Source organism: Endozoicomonas sp. ALC020 (genome assembly GCF_049275935.1).
In the GTDB taxonomy this organism is placed as follows: domain Bacteria; phylum Pseudomonadota; class Gammaproteobacteria; order Pseudomonadales; family Endozoicomonadaceae; genus Endozoicomonas_A.
The window spans coordinates 2,787,326-2,803,637 of sequence record NZ_CP184830.1; the positions used below are offsets into that span (position 1 = coordinate 2,787,326).

At 45.5% G+C, this 16,312-nt stretch carries 13 protein-coding genes and 1 pseudogene; 10 read left to right on the top strand and 4 right to left on the bottom strand.

Features of this window, described 5'->3' with window-relative positions:
* Positions 1–94 precede the first annotated feature (94 nt).
* Positions 95–2,326 carry a TonB-dependent receptor gene (locus ACOJUO_RS10005; protein ID WP_422139703.1) on the top strand — a complete coding sequence of 744 codons (2,232 nt, stop codon included), beginning with the start codon at positions 95–97 and terminating at the stop codon, positions 2,324–2,326.
* 36 nt (positions 2,327–2,362) lie between these two features.
* On the opposite strand, the gene ACOJUO_RS10010 is transcribed toward ACOJUO_RS10005, so the two are convergent.
* Together ACOJUO_RS10010 and ACOJUO_RS10015 are read right to left on the bottom strand one after the other, a co-directional pair.
* Positions 2,363–3,106 carry an LrgB family protein gene (locus ACOJUO_RS10010; protein ID WP_422139704.1) on the bottom strand — a complete coding sequence of 248 codons (744 nt, stop codon included), beginning with the start codon at positions 3,104–3,106 and terminating at the stop codon, positions 2,363–2,365.
* Positions 3,082–3,459: a CidA/LrgA family protein gene (locus ACOJUO_RS10015; protein ID WP_422139705.1), complete on the bottom strand. Its 378-nt coding sequence runs from the start codon at positions 3,457–3,459 to the stop codon at positions 3,082–3,084. The genes ACOJUO_RS10010 and ACOJUO_RS10015 overlap by 25 nt, the downstream gene beginning before the upstream one ends.
* 153 nt (positions 3,460–3,612) lie before the next feature.
* On the opposite strand from ACOJUO_RS10015, the pseudogene ACOJUO_RS10020 reads away from it, so the two are divergent.
* Positions 3,613–3,804, top strand: a pseudogene (locus ACOJUO_RS10020) (2-hydroxyacid dehydrogenase); the annotation flags it as partial.
* A gap of 546 nt (positions 3,805–4,350) precedes the next feature.
* Positions 4,351–4,563 carry a hypothetical protein gene (locus ACOJUO_RS10025; protein WP_422136580.1) on the top strand — a complete coding sequence of 71 codons (213 nt, stop codon included), beginning with the start codon at positions 4,351–4,353 and terminating at the stop codon, positions 4,561–4,563.
* A 109-nt stretch (positions 4,564–4,672) separates the two neighbouring features.
* Here the strand turns inward: ACOJUO_RS10025 and ACOJUO_RS10030 are convergent, their stop codons facing one another.
* Positions 4,673–5,311, bottom strand: coding sequence for a hypothetical protein (locus ACOJUO_RS10030; RefSeq protein ID WP_422139706.1), 639 nt, complete (start codon positions 5,309–5,311; stop codon positions 4,673–4,675).
* Positions 5,312–5,715: 404 nt separating this feature from the next.
* On the opposite strand from ACOJUO_RS10030, the gene ACOJUO_RS10035 reads away from it, so the two are divergent.
* Entirely contained in the window at positions 5,716–6,726 is a 1,011-nt protein-coding gene (locus tag ACOJUO_RS10035; RefSeq protein ID WP_422139707.1) for a 2-hydroxyacid dehydrogenase, read from the top strand.
* A 30-nt stretch (positions 6,727–6,756) separates the two neighbouring features.
* On the opposite strand, the gene add is transcribed toward ACOJUO_RS10035, so the two are convergent.
* Positions 6,757–7,752, bottom strand: a complete 996-nt coding sequence (gene add, locus ACOJUO_RS10040) for an adenosine deaminase (protein ID WP_422136583.1) — start codon at positions 7,750–7,752, stop codon at positions 6,757–6,759.
* 263 nt (positions 7,753–8,015) lie between these two features.
* Between add and ACOJUO_RS10045 the strand changes: the two genes are divergently transcribed.
* The 6 genes from ACOJUO_RS10045 to ACOJUO_RS10070 are packed head-to-tail and all read left to right on the top strand — an operon-like array spanning position 8,016 to position 16,296.
* Positions 8,016–9,110: a hypothetical protein gene (locus tag ACOJUO_RS10045; RefSeq protein ID WP_422139708.1), complete on the top strand. Its 1,095-nt coding sequence runs from the start codon at positions 8,016–8,018 to the stop codon at positions 9,108–9,110.
* Positions 9,111–9,157: 47 nt separating this feature from the next.
* The gene (locus ACOJUO_RS10050) at positions 9,158–10,021 is read left to right on the top strand and encodes a hypothetical protein (protein WP_422139709.1); all 864 of its coding nucleotides are present in this window, start codon (positions 9,158–9,160) and stop codon (positions 10,019–10,021) included.
* Between the two features lie 48 nt (positions 10,022–10,069).
* Positions 10,070–11,485, top strand: a complete 1,416-nt coding sequence (locus tag ACOJUO_RS10055; protein WP_422139710.1) for a hypothetical protein — start codon at positions 10,070–10,072, stop codon at positions 11,483–11,485.
* A gap of 48 nt (positions 11,486–11,533) precedes the next feature.
* On the top strand, positions 11,534–13,150 hold the full coding sequence (locus ACOJUO_RS10060) for a hypothetical protein (RefSeq protein ID WP_422139711.1): 1,617 nt from the start codon (positions 11,534–11,536) through the stop codon (positions 13,148–13,150).
* A gap of 41 nt (positions 13,151–13,191) precedes the next feature.
* Complete coding sequence (locus ACOJUO_RS10065; protein WP_422139712.1) at positions 13,192–14,469, top strand: hypothetical protein; 1,278 nt, start codon at positions 13,192–13,194, stop codon at positions 14,467–14,469.
* Between the two features lie 48 nt (positions 14,470–14,517).
* Entirely contained in the window at positions 14,518–16,296 is a 1,779-nt protein-coding gene (locus ACOJUO_RS10070) for a hypothetical protein (RefSeq protein ID WP_422139713.1), read from the top strand.
* Positions 16,297–16,312: the final 16 nt, after the last annotated feature.

Here is a 16,312-nt window from a genome sequence, read left to right on the forward strand (position 1 = left end):
CTTTTTGAAAAAATCACAAACCTGCGGGAAGCGGGCTTGGAACAAGAACAGGGATCTAATGAGAATGATAATCAAACACAGGGAAAGCTAACCTATGAAAACAAATAAAACGCCTCTTGCCATCGCTATAACCATGGCGTTGGGAAGTCAGAGTGCTTTTGCAGAAGGCAATGATTCCGTGACCCGGCTGGAAGAAGTCGTTGTTACCGCTTCCCGCTCTGAAGCCAGTATTTCTGATGTTTCCGGGACCGTACAGGTCATCAGTGGTGAAGCAGTGGCCCAGCAGAGCGTGTCCGGTCAGAAACTGGCTGATATTCTTGAACGGCTGGTCCCTGGCTTTGGTCCCAGCACTCAGACGGTGACCGACAGAACCCAAAGCGTCCGTGGTCGTAAGGCTCTGGTTTTGATTGATGGCATTGCTCAGACCGAGAACCGTCAGATCAGTCGCCAGCTCAGCATGATTCGTCCTGAAAACATTGAACGTATTGAAGTGATTTCCGGTGCCAGCGCAATTTATGGTGGTGGTGCGACCGGCGCTGTTATCAACCTGATCACCCGTAAGCCAGCCGAAGGCGATATCCAGTTTGCTTCTGAAGCCGGCATCAAGGTATCTGGTGACGAGCTGAGCAGCTATACCCTGAATCAGAGTATCAGTGGCAGTAACGGTAATTTTGATTACCTGTTCAGCGGAACTTACGAGAGTCGTGATGGCATTTTTGATGCCGATGGTGACCGGGTTAACCCGGACCCCTCTCAGGTCAGCCGAAGCGATACCGATACCAAAGATGTTCTGGTGAAACTGGGTTATGACTTCAATGCGGAGCAGCGCCTGGAGACAACACTGCAATATTTTGATGATCAGATGGATTCTGATTACGCGCCCGACATTTCCTCTCTGATCACTGGAGATGCTGCTGACGCACCACCACCTGTTAAAGGGTTGCAGCTGGAAGATCAGCCTTACAGCAAGAGAAATTCCATTGATCTGGTCTACAGTGATGCTGACTTTTTAGGCAATAATTTTCAGTTGCAAACCTACTATCGTGAGCGTGACGCAAGGTTCTTCCCTTACCCGAATATGTTAGGTTCCACGATATCCCCAGGCACTACTTTTGTTAATCAGTCGACGTCTACCTCAGAAGTCTATGGCTTGAAGCTGCTTCTCGACAGGGCTCTGACCGATACGTTCAGAATCTCCTACGGTATTGACTACGATGTTGACAAAGGCGAACAGAGAGGACAACTGCACGATCTGCAAAAGTACATTGACAGTGGCGGCACAGTTATTGAACCGACAGGATCTTCCTATGAATACGGTCCGGATGTCGATGCCAAGACTCTCGGGTTTTACTTGCAGACCGCCTGGGATATTACCGAACAGCTGACCATGAACGCCGGTGTTCGTCACGAGCGCGCTGAATTGGATATTGCTGACTACACTCCGTTAGCAGAAACCTGGTTTTTGCCTATTTTGTTTCCTAATGCAGATGTAACTGTATTAGAGGGTGATGTCAGAAAGTATGACGATACTCTATTTAACGTTGGTCTGGTCTATCGGCTGAATGGCAGCAATGAAGTGTTTGTTAACTACTCTCAGGGTTTTGAAGTCCCTGATGCTTCAAGGATTTTAAGGGATGTGATTTCACCAGACAGCATTCTGGCCATAGTTCCCAATCTGCCATTGAATCCTACCGATATATCACAAGCCAATCTGGATGCCATCAAGACTGACAGCTATGAACTGGGCTGGCGTGGACGTTTTGAAAACCTGCTGGCCAATGCCTCTGTCTTTTATAACGAGTCTGATAAAACCATAGACTTTAATGAAGATTACAATGTGGACCTGCTGGATCAGCAAAAGAAAGTCTACGGCTTTGAAGGCTCTCTGGAATATTTCGTCAATGATTTCTGGAGTGTCGGTGGCAGCTATGCCTTCACAGAAGGGCGCAGCTACTACGAAGAAGTGGGCAAATGGCTTGACCTGCAGGCAGCCGATGTCTCTCCTGAAAAGTACGTGACCTATGTCACCTACGATCAGGAAGATATGAGTATACGTCTGCAGTCGACAACCTTTGCCGATTACGACAAAGGCAAGAAAGTGTCTGGTGGTAATGTCGTAAGTTATGAGGTTGACGGTTATACAACTGTTGATCTGCTGGCTTCCTTCGCTATGCCCGTGGGCACTCTGAAAGCAGGTATTACCAACCTGTTGAATGAGGACTACGAAACGGTCTACAGCCAGTGGGCTGGTGACACTTACAATGGCATCAGTGCTCATAATGCAGAAGGTCGTGCTTACACTCTGAGTTATCGCGTAGAGTATTAAGCAGGAAAAGCGGCCAGGCAAAAACTGGCCGCTAATTTAGGGCAACCAGCCAAGAACCCGGGGTATCACCCACGGAGCCAGAAGGGCACTGATACTGGCAGAAAGTACTAACGCCAGCGCACTGTAAGCACCTTCCTTCAGCGAACTTTGAGCCATTCTCGCAGTGCCCAATGCATGGCAGGCCGTGCCCATGGCGATACCCCTGGCTTTGGGGTCAGTGATTTTCAGCAACGACAGTAATGGCAAGCCAAAAATAGCACCCATCAGACCCGTCAGGATGACGGCAATAGCCGTAAGAGAAGGGACACCATTCAGGCTATCCACAATCATCACAGCAATGGGTGTTGTCACCGATTTGGGTGCCAGGGAAATAGCGACCTGACCATCGGCACCAGCCAGAACCGAGAGTATAACCGTGCTGACAAGGGCAAACAGGCTGGAAATAAAAACCACCAGAATCACACCGGGCAGCTCCTGATGAATATCCCTCATCTGTTGATAAAGAGGCACGCCCAGAGAGACAACCGCGATGCCCAGCAGGTTGCTTAGCCAGTTACCTCCCTGTTGGTAGTCGGAGTAGGGAATATTGCCGACAAGAAGAATACCCACGAGTACCAGAATGCTGATCAGTAACGGATTAAGCAGTGAATACTTAAAACGATTCTGAAGCTTCCAGGCGATCAGATAGACGACCACTGTCAGAGAGCAGTAGAGCAGACCCTTCATCGGAGTGGTCGAAAACATCGGGAACAAAGTCATTGTCGTGTACGTTCCAGCCATTGAAACAGCCAACCGGCAATGGCCATAACGACCACTGTCCCAAAAATACTGGTCAGCAATAGAGCACCAAGACTGTTGGCCAGCAGATCCAGCTGATTGATAACACCAACTCCGATGGGAACAAACAACAGGGACATCCAGCGAACCAGAAAGCTGGCACCGGCTTCAACCCAGGACAGTCGAATCAGGCCGCTGCCCAGCAGGGCTGCCAGAAGCAGCATGCCGATAATACTGCCCGGAAGGGCATGATTGATCCAGACACTGAGTATATCGCCTGTCCACAGACAGGCCATCAGAATAATGACACTGCTTAGCCAGGCTGCCATACGTCGGCATAGGAAGGCTATATTCACTGAAAAACTCCACTATGATGCTTAACCATTGCTCATGCCAGTAAAGAAGGTACCTGAACGATCATGAAAATCTGTATCTTTAGTGCCAAAAAATACGATCGTAAATTTTTTGGCCAGTACAATGCCGACTAAAGCTTTGAACGGGAATACTTTGATATTCATCTGGATGAGAAAAAAGCACACCTGGTCAGGACGGCTGATGCAGTCTGTGCTCTTGTTAATGACGATATCAGTCGGCCGGTTCTAAGTGTAATGACGGAATATGATATCAGACTTCTGCCCATGCGCTGTGTCGGATTTAACAATGCTGATCTGGATACGGCAAGAGAGTGGGCACCCAGGTAGTGTGATTATTTCTTAAGGTGATTTACGACGATGGCTAGGAGCCTGACCGAGAATAGACTGCCCTACTGCGGTGGCAGCAAATTGGTCTGAAAATCCGCTTTTGTTCGTCAAATAGCTCGCTATTCTCCTCACAAAACCGAATTTTCATCCTCAATTTTCTGCCGTCCTCGCTACGGGCGCTATTCTCAGTCAGGCTCCTAGCAGCCTGTCGGACTTAAGACTGTCCTACTCGGCAACTGCTCCTGCGTTTCTCTAGCTCCTGCATCCATGCAGTCGTGCGGTTGCAATAAATTGGTCTAAAAATCCCTGTTTCTTCGTCAAATAGCTCGCTATTCTCCTCAGAAACAGAGATTTTTATCCTCAATTTCTTGCAATCCTCGCTACGGACGCTTAAGTCCGACAGGCTGCTAGAGTATCCTCGATTTTGTCAAACCGCTTGTTGTGTTCATCAAACTAAGTAGGAAGTTGTCATTCCCGCGAAGGAGGGTGTCGCAAAACTCTGGTTCCCATGCTTTCAGGCCCTGTGGGTCCCAGCGTGGGAACGAGTTGACTCCCGTCATTCCCGGCTTCATTCTCGTCATTCCCGCGAAGGCGGGAATCCACACTGACTCTCCACCAGAACCATACTGCCCGGTGTCCCCCTGGCCTTGTCATCCCCGGGAAGGCAGAGATCCACCGTTGGCGCTGGATTCCCGCCTTCGCGGGAATGACGACTTCAGAGCATGGGAACGAGTTGTAGCATTGATACTCCTTCGATAGTCATTCTCGCAAAGGCAGGAATCATTCAGCTTGCGTTTAAACCTGCTGGCTAGCACCCACTCTCCCTTTTATACAAGATCCATCAGAGAATTGTCCCCTGCAGAGCACCTTATCTTAACCGCAACTCGGGCTCTGACAGGACCGGGATAACAATACTGGCACAGTCGTCTAGATTTAATGATGAACTGTTAATGTGAACATATCTGCCACAGGCATCTTTTTTAAAGCCAAGAGAACGAATTTTCTCGTCAAACAATTGTTCCTTTTTATTTTCATCTATCTGACTGACTCCAAAAAGTCTCATATTTAATTCAAAAATGTTTAATTGATTTAGAGCAGTATTTGTAGAAGCTTGTAGTATCTCAACCTTTTCCTGATCATTAGATGAATAACATTGATTGGAGATCAATCTAGTATCATGATCGCTGATGCGAGTCATGGTAATTAGATAGTTCGATGGTAAAAGTTTTTCAATTCTATTATCTGTATCACTTTCCTTTTCTTTGGCTATGACCTTGGAATTGCCATCTAACAAGATTGATTTCACCGTTATTACCCGAGAAATTGAATTCACCGTTATTGCCCGAGAAGAAAAATCAATCAATACTTTTTTCGTTATAGCATCAGGATGTAATCCATTGAATAAGTCATGCTCATAAAGCAAATTTGAACTTTCGTCCAAAAATTTGATATTCACTTCATAGTCGTCGGGGTTATCGATTTGGAAAAAAAAATCGGTTATCAACACAAACAGATTCGTTTTCTTCTGAACAAAAACCCGTCACGGCGATAATCAGCATCGCCCAAAAAAATATAGTTTTCATAAAAATCCCTATCATTTAATTAAATCCTCTGTCGAAGGTAGTAGAAAAGATTAAACATTCAAACATTCACAAAAGAACAGTTCGCATCATTAGGGTTTGCTTGCTGTTTAGTGTTGTAAAATTCCTGGCGTTAAAGGCCTGATCAGCGAGACCCGGCCTGCCCGGCTAAACCGGGAGATTCAAATCAAACCACAGCCCGGAAGAGCTGCCATACGTTGGCATAGAAAGGCTATTTTCACTAAAAAATTCCGCTATGATTCTTATCAGTTGCCCAGAGTTTATGGCTGTCAAATGCTCATGCCAGTGAAAAGAGGAACCTGAACCGATCATGAAAATCTGTATCTTTAATGCCAAAAAATACGATCGTGAATTCTTTGACCTGTGCAATGCCGATACCGGCTTTGAACTGGAATACTTTGATATTCACCTGGATGAAAAAACCGCTCACCTGGCCAGAGCGGGTGATGCCGTCTGCGCTTTTGTTAATGACGATCTCAGTCGGCCAGTTCTGACTGTCATGGCGGAGTATGGTATCAGACTTCTGCTTATGCGCTGTGCCGGATTTAACAATGTTGACCTGGATGCGGCAAAAGAGTTGGGTATCACTGTAGCAAGAGTTCCGGCTTATTCTCCCGAGGCCACGGCTGAGCATGCCATTGCCCTGATCATGACCTTGAATCGCAAAACCCATAAAGCATATCAGAGAACCCGGGATGCCAACTTCTCACTGGAAGGGCTGACAGGATTTAACCTCCATGGTCGTGTAGCGGGGGTTATTGGCACGGGCAAAATCGGTCTGGCTGCTGCCCGTATTCTGAAAGGCTTTGGTTGCAAACTGCTGGGGTACGATCCTTATCCGAACCCGGCTTTTGAAGATCTGGGTGGGGATTATGTTTCCCTGAATCAACTGCTGCAACAAAGCAAGCTGATCACCCTGCACTGCCCTTTAACGAAAGACAACGAGTACATGATCAATGAGGACGCATTTAACCAAATGCAACCCGGAGTGTTACTGGTCAATACCAGCAGAGGTAAACTGCTGAATTCAATGGCAGCAATGGACGCTCTGAAAAAAGGGATTCTGGGTGGACTGGCGCTGGATGTCTACGAAAACGAGCAGGACCTGTTTTTTGAAGACCTGTCCGATGAGGTGATTCAGGACGATGTTTTCAGACGCCTTTCAGCCTGTCACAACGTTATTTTTACCGGCCACCAGGCTTTTCTTACCGAAGAGGCGCTGGTGGCCATTGCCAAAACCACACTGGGCAATGCCAGAGCTTTTTTCGAGGGAAAAGCCTCTGGCAACGAAATAGCCAGAGATGTGCCAGATCAGCATTGAGGTCGGACCAGTGAGGCCCGACCCATATACTCAGTGTTTGGCAGCTTTGAGCGCTTCTTTCTCAGCGTCACTCAAAAAAGAAATGGCCAGACCATTTTCCTGGGCCTGACGGATCTGCTCAGGGGAGAGACCAGCAGCAGGCGCCGCGACTTCATACTCATAGGGCAGCTCAATGCCTTCCACCGCCGGATCATCGGTATTGATAGTGGCTAATACGCCGTGTGCCAGGAATTTCCTGAGCGGGTGCTTTTCAATGCTTGGGAAAGTGCTGGTCTGGATATTTGACGTCAGGCAGGATTCAATACCAATGCGGTGCTCGGCCAGGTAATCCATCAGCGCCGGGTCTTCAATGGCTCTGACACCATGGCCAATTCGGGTGGCACCCAGATCACGAATAGCTTGCCATACGCTTTCGGCGCCCACTGCTTCGCCCGCATGAACTGTGACATTCAGGCCAGCATCACGAACCTGTTTGAAGTGCTCGACAAACAGCTCACCCGGTTTGCCGAACTCGTCACCGGCCAGATCAATTGCAACCAGTCTGTCCTTGAAGGCCAGACAGGCATTCAGTTCCTGCTGGCAGGCTTCCTGGCCAAAAGTACGACTCATGATACCGATGAGGTTGGTTTTGACGCCAAAATCACGGCTGCCGGCCTGAACACCGTCCACGACCGCTTCGACCACACCCTGAGGATCAAGGTTGTGAGTCATGGCCATATAGTAAGGGCTGAAGCGCAGTTCGGTGTAATCAATTTGGGCATTCAGGGCGTCTTCAACATTCTCATAGGCGACTCGACGACATGCGTCGTAATCTGCCAGAACCTTTACACCCCAGTCCAGCTTGGCCAGAAAACTCACCAGGTCAGGCTCATTGCTCATAACCCGAACATGGGGAATCAGATCTTCCAGATTATTGGCGGGTAACTCCAGGTTGTGCTGCTGGCCCAGCTCCAGAATGGTCCGGGGGCGAATATTACCGTCCAGATGACGATGAATGTCGGTGAGGGGAATGGACTTGTCAATCATGTTAATGCTGCTCTCATCAATCTCGGGGTCCGCGTCTCTTCAGCCCGGGACCATTTCATAATGCGGTTTCGGGGGAATGAATATTACAGAGAATCAGTCATAAGTCTAAGGCGAGAGTAGCGGATTTCCCTATTGACTGGGGAAATTTTGTCAGAATGGCTAACAACAAAGTTATTCAGGACCAAACAGGGGAACAAGCCGTACTGGCCAGAGTCAAAAGGTGTATGACTAATTAAATTAAATGTTGTCAGAGGAGTATTACTATGGCAAATCCATCAGGTGCAATGGGTCCTTCATCAGTGACTGGCGTGAATGTTCAGACGACACCTACAATGCCCGTGAAGCACCAGGGTACTACTGCGATGTATTCATTGCGTCGATGCTGTGAATATAAAGACAAATTAAGCAAGCTAACGACAGATTTCGAGTGGCCAATTGCTCCACTGCCTCTTAGACACTCTTCTGCGAAGGTTGAAAAACATCTGGAAGCCCGGTCGATAGAAGCTGTTTCATCCAGTCAGGGCTCGTTAACCAATCCACAAAAGATTAGCGGGACTACTGAGGCTGGAATTCAGGCTGAGCGAGAGGAAATCGTCGAATGTACGTCGGAGAATTACTCGCGCCTCTGTGAACATAGTCAGCGGTTAAGGAAAATTTTGGCTGTTGCTTTAGAGATAGAAATGGCATTGGATGACGATATCTCCTTCTATCAGAATGCTTTAGCAGGTCCGCATATGGAACAGCAAGAATTACAATCAAAGGCTGTTGCGGTGAATGAGAAACCCAAAATGTATGAGGCCAAAGATATGCAGGCTCTTGAACTGGAGATGAAAATCCTGAACCTTATGCAACAACCTGTAGATAGCAATAAGCCAATGAATCGACCACAGGCCGTGCAAGAAATAAAGTCGCCTGTTGATGAAAAAGTCATGAATTTAGAGAAACGTCTGAAATTAGCTGACAGTCGTATAAAAGATATGCAGTACGAACTTGGCAAAATGCAGAAAGAAAAAGATACATTATCCAAGCTTATTAAGTGGCGGGAAGGTTCTATAGAAGCATACATCCGTCGCGTTGAAGCTGATCATGATATCAAAGAAGAAACCCGGATTGAAAAAGAGAAACAATCCAGACGGGCTGACAAACTGCAGAAAGATTTATCAGCAGCTTATCAACAAATAGATGAATGTAATAATACCATTTTCGAAATCAGGAAAGAAAAAGATGCCCAATCCAGACAATGGGATATCGACAGGGCTGCTATGGAAAGAGAGATTGAAACCCTGAGAACTAGCCTGAGAGCACTCTCGGTTAACAACCCGACGGCAAAGACGAAAGCCTCCCCGTATGCTCGTTAATCGTCAAAACAGTTGTGAATTTTTTAATGTTGTAAAAGGAGTATTACATGATAGGTCCATTTGGCGCAGGAAATCCTTCAGCAAAAACTGACCTCGCTCAGGAGTTACCTAAGACGCACAGAGGCACTGCGATGTTTGCATTGTATCGATGCAGTTATTATCGACAAGCATTACGCAATATTTATCTGAACGGGACCTGCCTGACTTTACCTCCCCCCCCAGAACATTGCACGCTTCTGGAGGGTGGTAAACGTCTACAAAAACGGACGGTGGACGTTTCTTCATCCCTGCAGGAGTCAACTGCATCACAAAAGCTTACCGAAGACAGTGAGGCTGGACCCCGGGCTGAGCTGGAGATAACCCGGGCTGAGCTGGAAAGAATGCATGAACGTATTCAGGGAGATTACCAGCGCTTCTGCAAGCTCCATAAAAAGTTCACTGAAGTTATGGGCCTTGTTGAGGATGCTGAATCGGCATTGATTAAAGACTTTGATTTCTATTATGACCGAGTGTTACTCAGTCTCAAAGAGGATGAGAGGGAGAATGACTCTTACAGACTCCGGCATGAAAAAGCTGTGCTATCCAGACGGAATGAGCAGTTAGAGAAGGAGTTACATCAGAAGAACAGAGTGCTTGATGCCAAAGAAAAACAACTGTCTGACATGCAAACCACAAACGTTCAATTGCTTCAAAGGCTAAGAGATATGCATCAAAGGCTAACGTCCGAGGGCGCTGATGTGGTACCCAAAGAGGCGCTATCTCAGCTACAGAATGATCTGCGAGAGACTCAGGCTCTCTTGCAAGAGAGAGAGAATAAAGTGAGTGCCCGGGTTGCAAAGGCTACCCCGAGAGCACTCTCAACTGACAACCAGACGGCAGGGATAGAAGCTGGACCGGACGAGGCTCGTTAACAGGCAAACGGTTTATGAATTTTTGAATGTTGTAAAAGGAGTATTACAATGGCCAACTCACTCGACTTAACAATGAGTCCGCTCGGACATGACCCCATTAGATCTGAGATGCCAAGGGGCTATTCGGACAGCATTGCGAGATATGCATTGCGTCGTTGTTATGTTTGTAAAGATGCATTAGGAAAATTACCGACAGAAGACACAATCATGTCGGGTTTTTCTGCCCCTCCAGAAAATAGCCCTTTTTGTCGTAAAGATCTGGAGTCCCGAGAGGTGGCAGTATCTTCATCTTGTCAGGGCCCGACAACTATTCTGCGAAAAGTAAGCGAGGCCAGTGAGGCTGAAATCGAGGCTGAACTGGAGAAAATGAATGAACGTATTCAGAATGATTACAAGCGCCTTTGTGAGTATCGCTCGCAGTTAATGGAATTTATACAATTTGCTAGGCAGACTGAAACTATATTGGAAGAAGATATTCTCTTCTATACGAAAGCATTTTTAAGTCAGCATAAGGATCAGCAAGCATTAGAGGTAACGACTAATGAGCTGCATCAGAAAACCAAAATGTTTGAGGCCATAGATCAGGAGGTTTCTGAACCGGCTAGAAAATTCCAGAAGCTTACACTACCGCTTGAAGAGAGCAAAAAGCCAATGAAGCGACTGCATGACGAGCAAGAAGCAAAGGCGCTTGTTGATGAAAAAATTAAAAATTTAGAGAAGCTTGTGAGTGAATACCGTAGTCGTATATTGAAGATGGATAGCATCCATAGCGAAACCGAGAAAGAAAGATATAAAATATCAAAAGAAAATAATTATTATCTGGCGTTATTGAAAAAAGAATATGCACGACGTTCGGATAGAGAAAACCAGATCGTTAGAGAACTTGAAGTACAAACTGAGAAACAATCCGAACGGATTAAAAACCTGAGGAAATGTGTAGCAAGATATAAAAGTGACTATCAGAAACAATCCAATAAGGTTAAAAGACTGAGGAAGCTTGCAGTACAAAATAAACTTCGCTTCGAGACTGATAAGGCTATCAAAAAAAAACTCAGTGATGAAAAAGATGGGCTATCCAGACAGGTTGAGGAACTAACGAATGAGTTACATCATCAAACCGCACTGCTTGAAGGCAAACAAAAGCAACTCTCCAATACAGTAAGTCAAAATGCTCTTTTTATGAAAATGCTGAAGCGTTCATCTCAATTGAACAGTACCAGAGTGCTTGAATTGATAAAGAGTAAAAAGATGTTCTCTCAGCTTCAGAGTGAGCTGAAAGAAACCCGGTCTCTTTTGAAAGCGAAAGAGGCTGAACTGAGCTCAAGGGTTGTTGAATCCATACAGTGGGATATCGACAGGGCAGCGACGAATAAAAAGATTAAAAACCTGAGGGCTAAACTGAGAGCTCTCTCAATGGACGACCAGACGACTGATACTAAAGCTACATTGGATGAGGCTAGTTGATAGTCAAAATAGTTGCGAATTTTTTAACGTTGTAAAAGGAGTATTACAATGGCAAATCCACCAGGCGCAGCAACCTCTGCACACATAACTGACCCGGGTGTTCGGATCAAAGATATGATGTCCGGCGACGATCCCGCCAGCGTTGCGGAATATTCATTATATCGATGCAGTGCTCTTACAGAGCCATTAATCAGGATGCGTAAAGGGATCACTGTGGAAGAGTTACCTAAACCCCCTTCGCAGTGCCGTCTTTTGAGTGATTTTAAATGTCTGGATCATCGGACGGTGTCAGCGCATCCATCCCTCGGTGATAGTACAGAGAAGATGCCAAGCGTTTTAAGCAGGATTAACGTAGGCACAAGAAGCGTTTTAAGCAAGATTAATGAAGAAAATGGCTATGGAATCTGGGCTGAACTGGCAAATATGGATCAGCAAAGAAGGGCGTACTACCATCGCCTCTGCCAGCTTCACAGTCAGCTCTGTGAATCTCTGAATGTCGCTCAACAGGTTGAAAACTTATTAGAAAACGATATTTCTTTTTATATCGAAGTGTTACAAGGTCAGCATAAGGGTCAGGAAGAATTACCGGTAATGGGCAGTAAATTCTCTCAGGCTTTGACTGCACACTTAGGTTCTCTTGAGAGTGCGCTAGATCAGAAGACGAAAATACTTGAAGCCCGAAATGAGCAATTTCATGAAATGGATAAAAAAATCCAGGAGCTTACGCAGCAGGCTGTACTTAGCAAAAATAAAGCGTTTTCGGTAGCGGACGAACAAGTCAGAACCATTCAAACTAAGGAATTAGTCAAAGAATTAGATGACCAGCTGAGTCTATCTCGTAAGCGTTCAGCTCAGATGCGGGAAGAGCTTAAGGAAGTTCGAATAGAAAGAAAAGAGGCTCAAGCTGCCCTTCGCAGTTTCGAAGCTGGAAAACATGTGAGCATGGAAGATTTTAAGAAGTTGAAGGCGGATTTAGCACAAGCTCGTGGCGATCAGCATATTTTAAAAATAATAAAGAAAGATAGAGATGAACTATTCGGAAGAGCTAAAACGCTGCAAGAAGAAAAAGGTAGACAATACGAAGATCTTTTCAGGACGAAGCAGAAGTTATTAGAAACTAGAATGTTCTCAAATAATCAGCAAGTTGAATCAGAAAAAATGCAAAAAGCAATGCAAGAAAAAAACGATGTGTTGTCCAGACAGGTTCAAGGACTGGAGGCAGAGTTAGCAGAAGCTCGTCGTTGTTCAGATGCTCATCTGGCTCTTTTAAAAAAAATGCGGAAAGAAAAAGCTCAACAATCCAGGGGAGCGAGCCAACGTGAGAATGAGTCAGATCCAAAAACCACAGAGCGTGACGACATTCAGGGGGAACTGTTTGAACTGGAACTTGAAAACAATCATTTGATGAGCCAGTTGGCCTGTAGAGAACAAAGTCTCAGAGCTGAAAAAAGAATGCGCTCTCAGCTTGAGAATGAGCTGGAACAGACCCGGTCTCTTTTGCAACAGAAAGAAGATGAGGTGATCGCCTGGGTCAATCAATCGAGACAGTGGAACACCGCCAGGGCGGCTATGGAAAGAGAGATTGAAAATCTGATGGATAAACTGAGCATGCTATTACAGAACAACCAGTCAGAGGAGATGGAAGTTTCCCAGGATAATAGTTAAACGGTTTATAAATTTTTTAATAGTGTAAAAGGAGTATTACTATGACTTACCCAATTAAATCAGCAGCAGGACCTTCATTTGTATCTGACCCCAAGGTCAATAAAAATGTTGAGATGCCAGCTGAAGCGCCTCGCAAATGTGCGGACAGTTCTGCAGTGGATTCATTGCATCGATTCTCTGCTGTTATAGATACATTAAGCCTGTTGCGCGAAGGCATGACCGCGGAAAAGTTGCCTGACCGTCCTGATTATTGCCATCTTCTTTACGGTGATAAAAGTCTGATGTCACGGAAAGTGGTAGCTTCTTCACTGCGGTATGACTCGTCAACCGATTCAGGAAAGCTAGAAGACAGAGAGGCTGAAATTCTGACTGAGCTGGGGAGAATGGACAGACGAACTCAGAAGGATTATCAGCAGCTCTCCAGGCTCCATAGTCAGCACTCTGAGGCTATGGATGTTGCTCTAAAGACTGAAACGGAATTGAAGATCATTTTTCCCTTCTACAACAGTGCGATGGAAAGGCAGCATCATGATCAGCAAAAAATAGGGTCACTGTTTGGTAAGTTGCAAGAACAATACAAAATCCTTGACACCAAAGATGAGGAAGTAGGTGAACTGGTTAGAAAAAATCAGGATCTTACACGAGAGCTTGAAAGCAGCAGAAATAAATTGTTCAAGTTGCAGAATGTGGAAGACATAATCATTCGTAAAGATGCATCAGTCAGACTGTTAGAGAACAGTTTAAGAGAAGCTAATCTTCGTTTAACATCGATGCGGGAAGAGCTTAATACACTCCGGCAAGAAAAAGCTGAAAAATGGCAACCTGCTGACAAGCAGGATAAGGATTTAGCAAAAGACCAACCTGATCCAAATGTTGATAAGGATACCTTAAGCACAATCCTTAAAGAAAAAACTGCACTATCCGAACGGATTGAAGATCTGGAGAGACTTTTAGAAGACGCCAGGGATCGCTCGAAAGCTGCTGAAGATCTCGTGGCCGGTACGAGGAATAAAATGAATCAAAAAGACAAACAGCTTCGGAAACTGAAGGAGAGTCTGAAAAGTGCTGATCGTAACGCAAGTGAGCATGCAAACGCAGTAAAAAAGGAGCATGCAGAAAAACACAGGCTATCCAGCCAGCTTAAAGCTCTGGAGAAGCATTTATCACTTGCTCAGCATGCAACAGATCATTATCAGAAAAAGGCTATCGATGCCCAGATAATATTAATAGAGCAATCCAGACGGATTGAGCAACTTGAGGATGAGTTACGCCAGAAGGGCATAGCAGAGACAGAAGCCTCACCGGATCAGGCTCGTTAACAGTCAGACGGCTTATGAATTTTTGCATAGTGTAAAGGGGGTAATACAATGGCAACACCAGCAGGCACAGCAAACCGACCGCTCGAATCTAACATTTTGGTTAATCAAGATGTTGAGTTGGCATCTGAGTTGCCCAGCAACCATACGCGCCATACTGCGATCTATTCATTGCATCAATGCAAAGCTCTTACAGAGATATTAAGCAAGTTGCGCAAAACTACGATCGTGGAAGCCTTGCCTGAACCCCCTGTGCCTGGCCGTTTTAAAAGTCTGAAGTCGCGGACAGCGGCAGTTTCTTCATTCTGGCAACGTTCGTCAACCGATTCAGGAAGGTCTGTCCAGGCCAGTAAGACTGAAATCCTGGCCGAGCTGGATAAAATGGATGAGTGTCTTCAGCAGTATTATCAGTGCATCTGCCAGCTCCATAGCCAGCTCACTAAAACGCTGGAAATTGCTTTGCAGACAGAAACGGCATTGAGCGACGATATTCCCTTCTATGAAGAAGCGTCTAAAAGCCAGCATAAGGAGCAGCAAGAATTACAGTTAATGGCTGATAAATTGCAGAAACAAACCAAAATGCTTGAAGCCAAAGATCGTGAAGTCCATGAACTGGATGCAGACATCAGATTTCTTAGAGAACAGGCTAAGATTAGCAAAGAGCATTTGAACCGAGCTTGTGACCAGCAATCAATTAAGGCGATTGCTGATGAAAGAGTCAGACAATTAGAGAATAACTTAAGAAATGCTAATAGTAATTCAACATCGATTCAGAAAGAAATTAAAACCATCCGGGAAGAAAAAAAGCAGTTGGATGATGCCTTTTCCAAAATCGGGCTGAAAAAATTTTCGGACCCCCAACAGATTCTAAAGCTGATTCAGGACTTAGAATCGGCTAATCGCATCGTAAAGTCTTCTCGAGATCAAAATGAAAGAATAGTTCAGCTAGAAGAATTGAATAACAATCAGAGCAGGGATTTGCTAGAAGTTCGAAGGCGCTTAGAAGAGTCTGACTCTTACGGACTAATAATCAGTGCAAAAAATGCTGATCTATCCCGTCAGAATGAGCAACTGAAGAGTCAATTGGCCAAAGCTAATACTGGCTCCGAAAGAAAAATCCATGAAGACAAAGGTGTGCTAACCAGACGGGCTGAGAAGCTGGAAAAGGATTTAGCAGAAGCTAACCGTAACTATCAGGAATCCATAAGAACAATCCGGGAAGAAAATGCAGTTCTTAATCGTGGCTATCAAGAAATCATAAGAAGAATTCAGGAAGAAAAAGACTTACTTGATCGTGCCTATCAAGAGACCATAAGAATAAACCAGGAACAGGCTGATCATCTAAATTGGCGTATATCAAAAGCTCAACATACTGCAGGTTCTCATCAGGATGACGATATCAGAGCCCGTTTAGAGCGATTGGAACAATCAAGACCGACTGAGCAGCTTGAGAATGACTTACGCCAGAAGGCCACCATGCTTAAAGCCACACAAGAGCAACTGTCTGAAGTTGAAAGTCAAAAAGCTCATATGCTGAAGAAGTTAAAAAATATGCATAAAAAGCTCACTGCCAAGGGTATTGATGTGGTACCCAAAAATACACTGACTGAGCTTCAGAATAACCTGCAACGGACCCAGTCTCTTTTGCAACAAAAAGAGGATGAAGTCACTGCCTGGGTCAACCGATCCCGACAGTGGGAGACCGACAGGGCAGCTTTGGAAAGGGAGATTGAAACCCTCAGAGCCCAGCCAGGCAGGTTTATACAGAACAACCCGACAAGCGGAGATGAAAGCCCCCTGATCAGGCGGGCTGATAGTCAAACGGTTTAAGAATTTTTTAATGAAG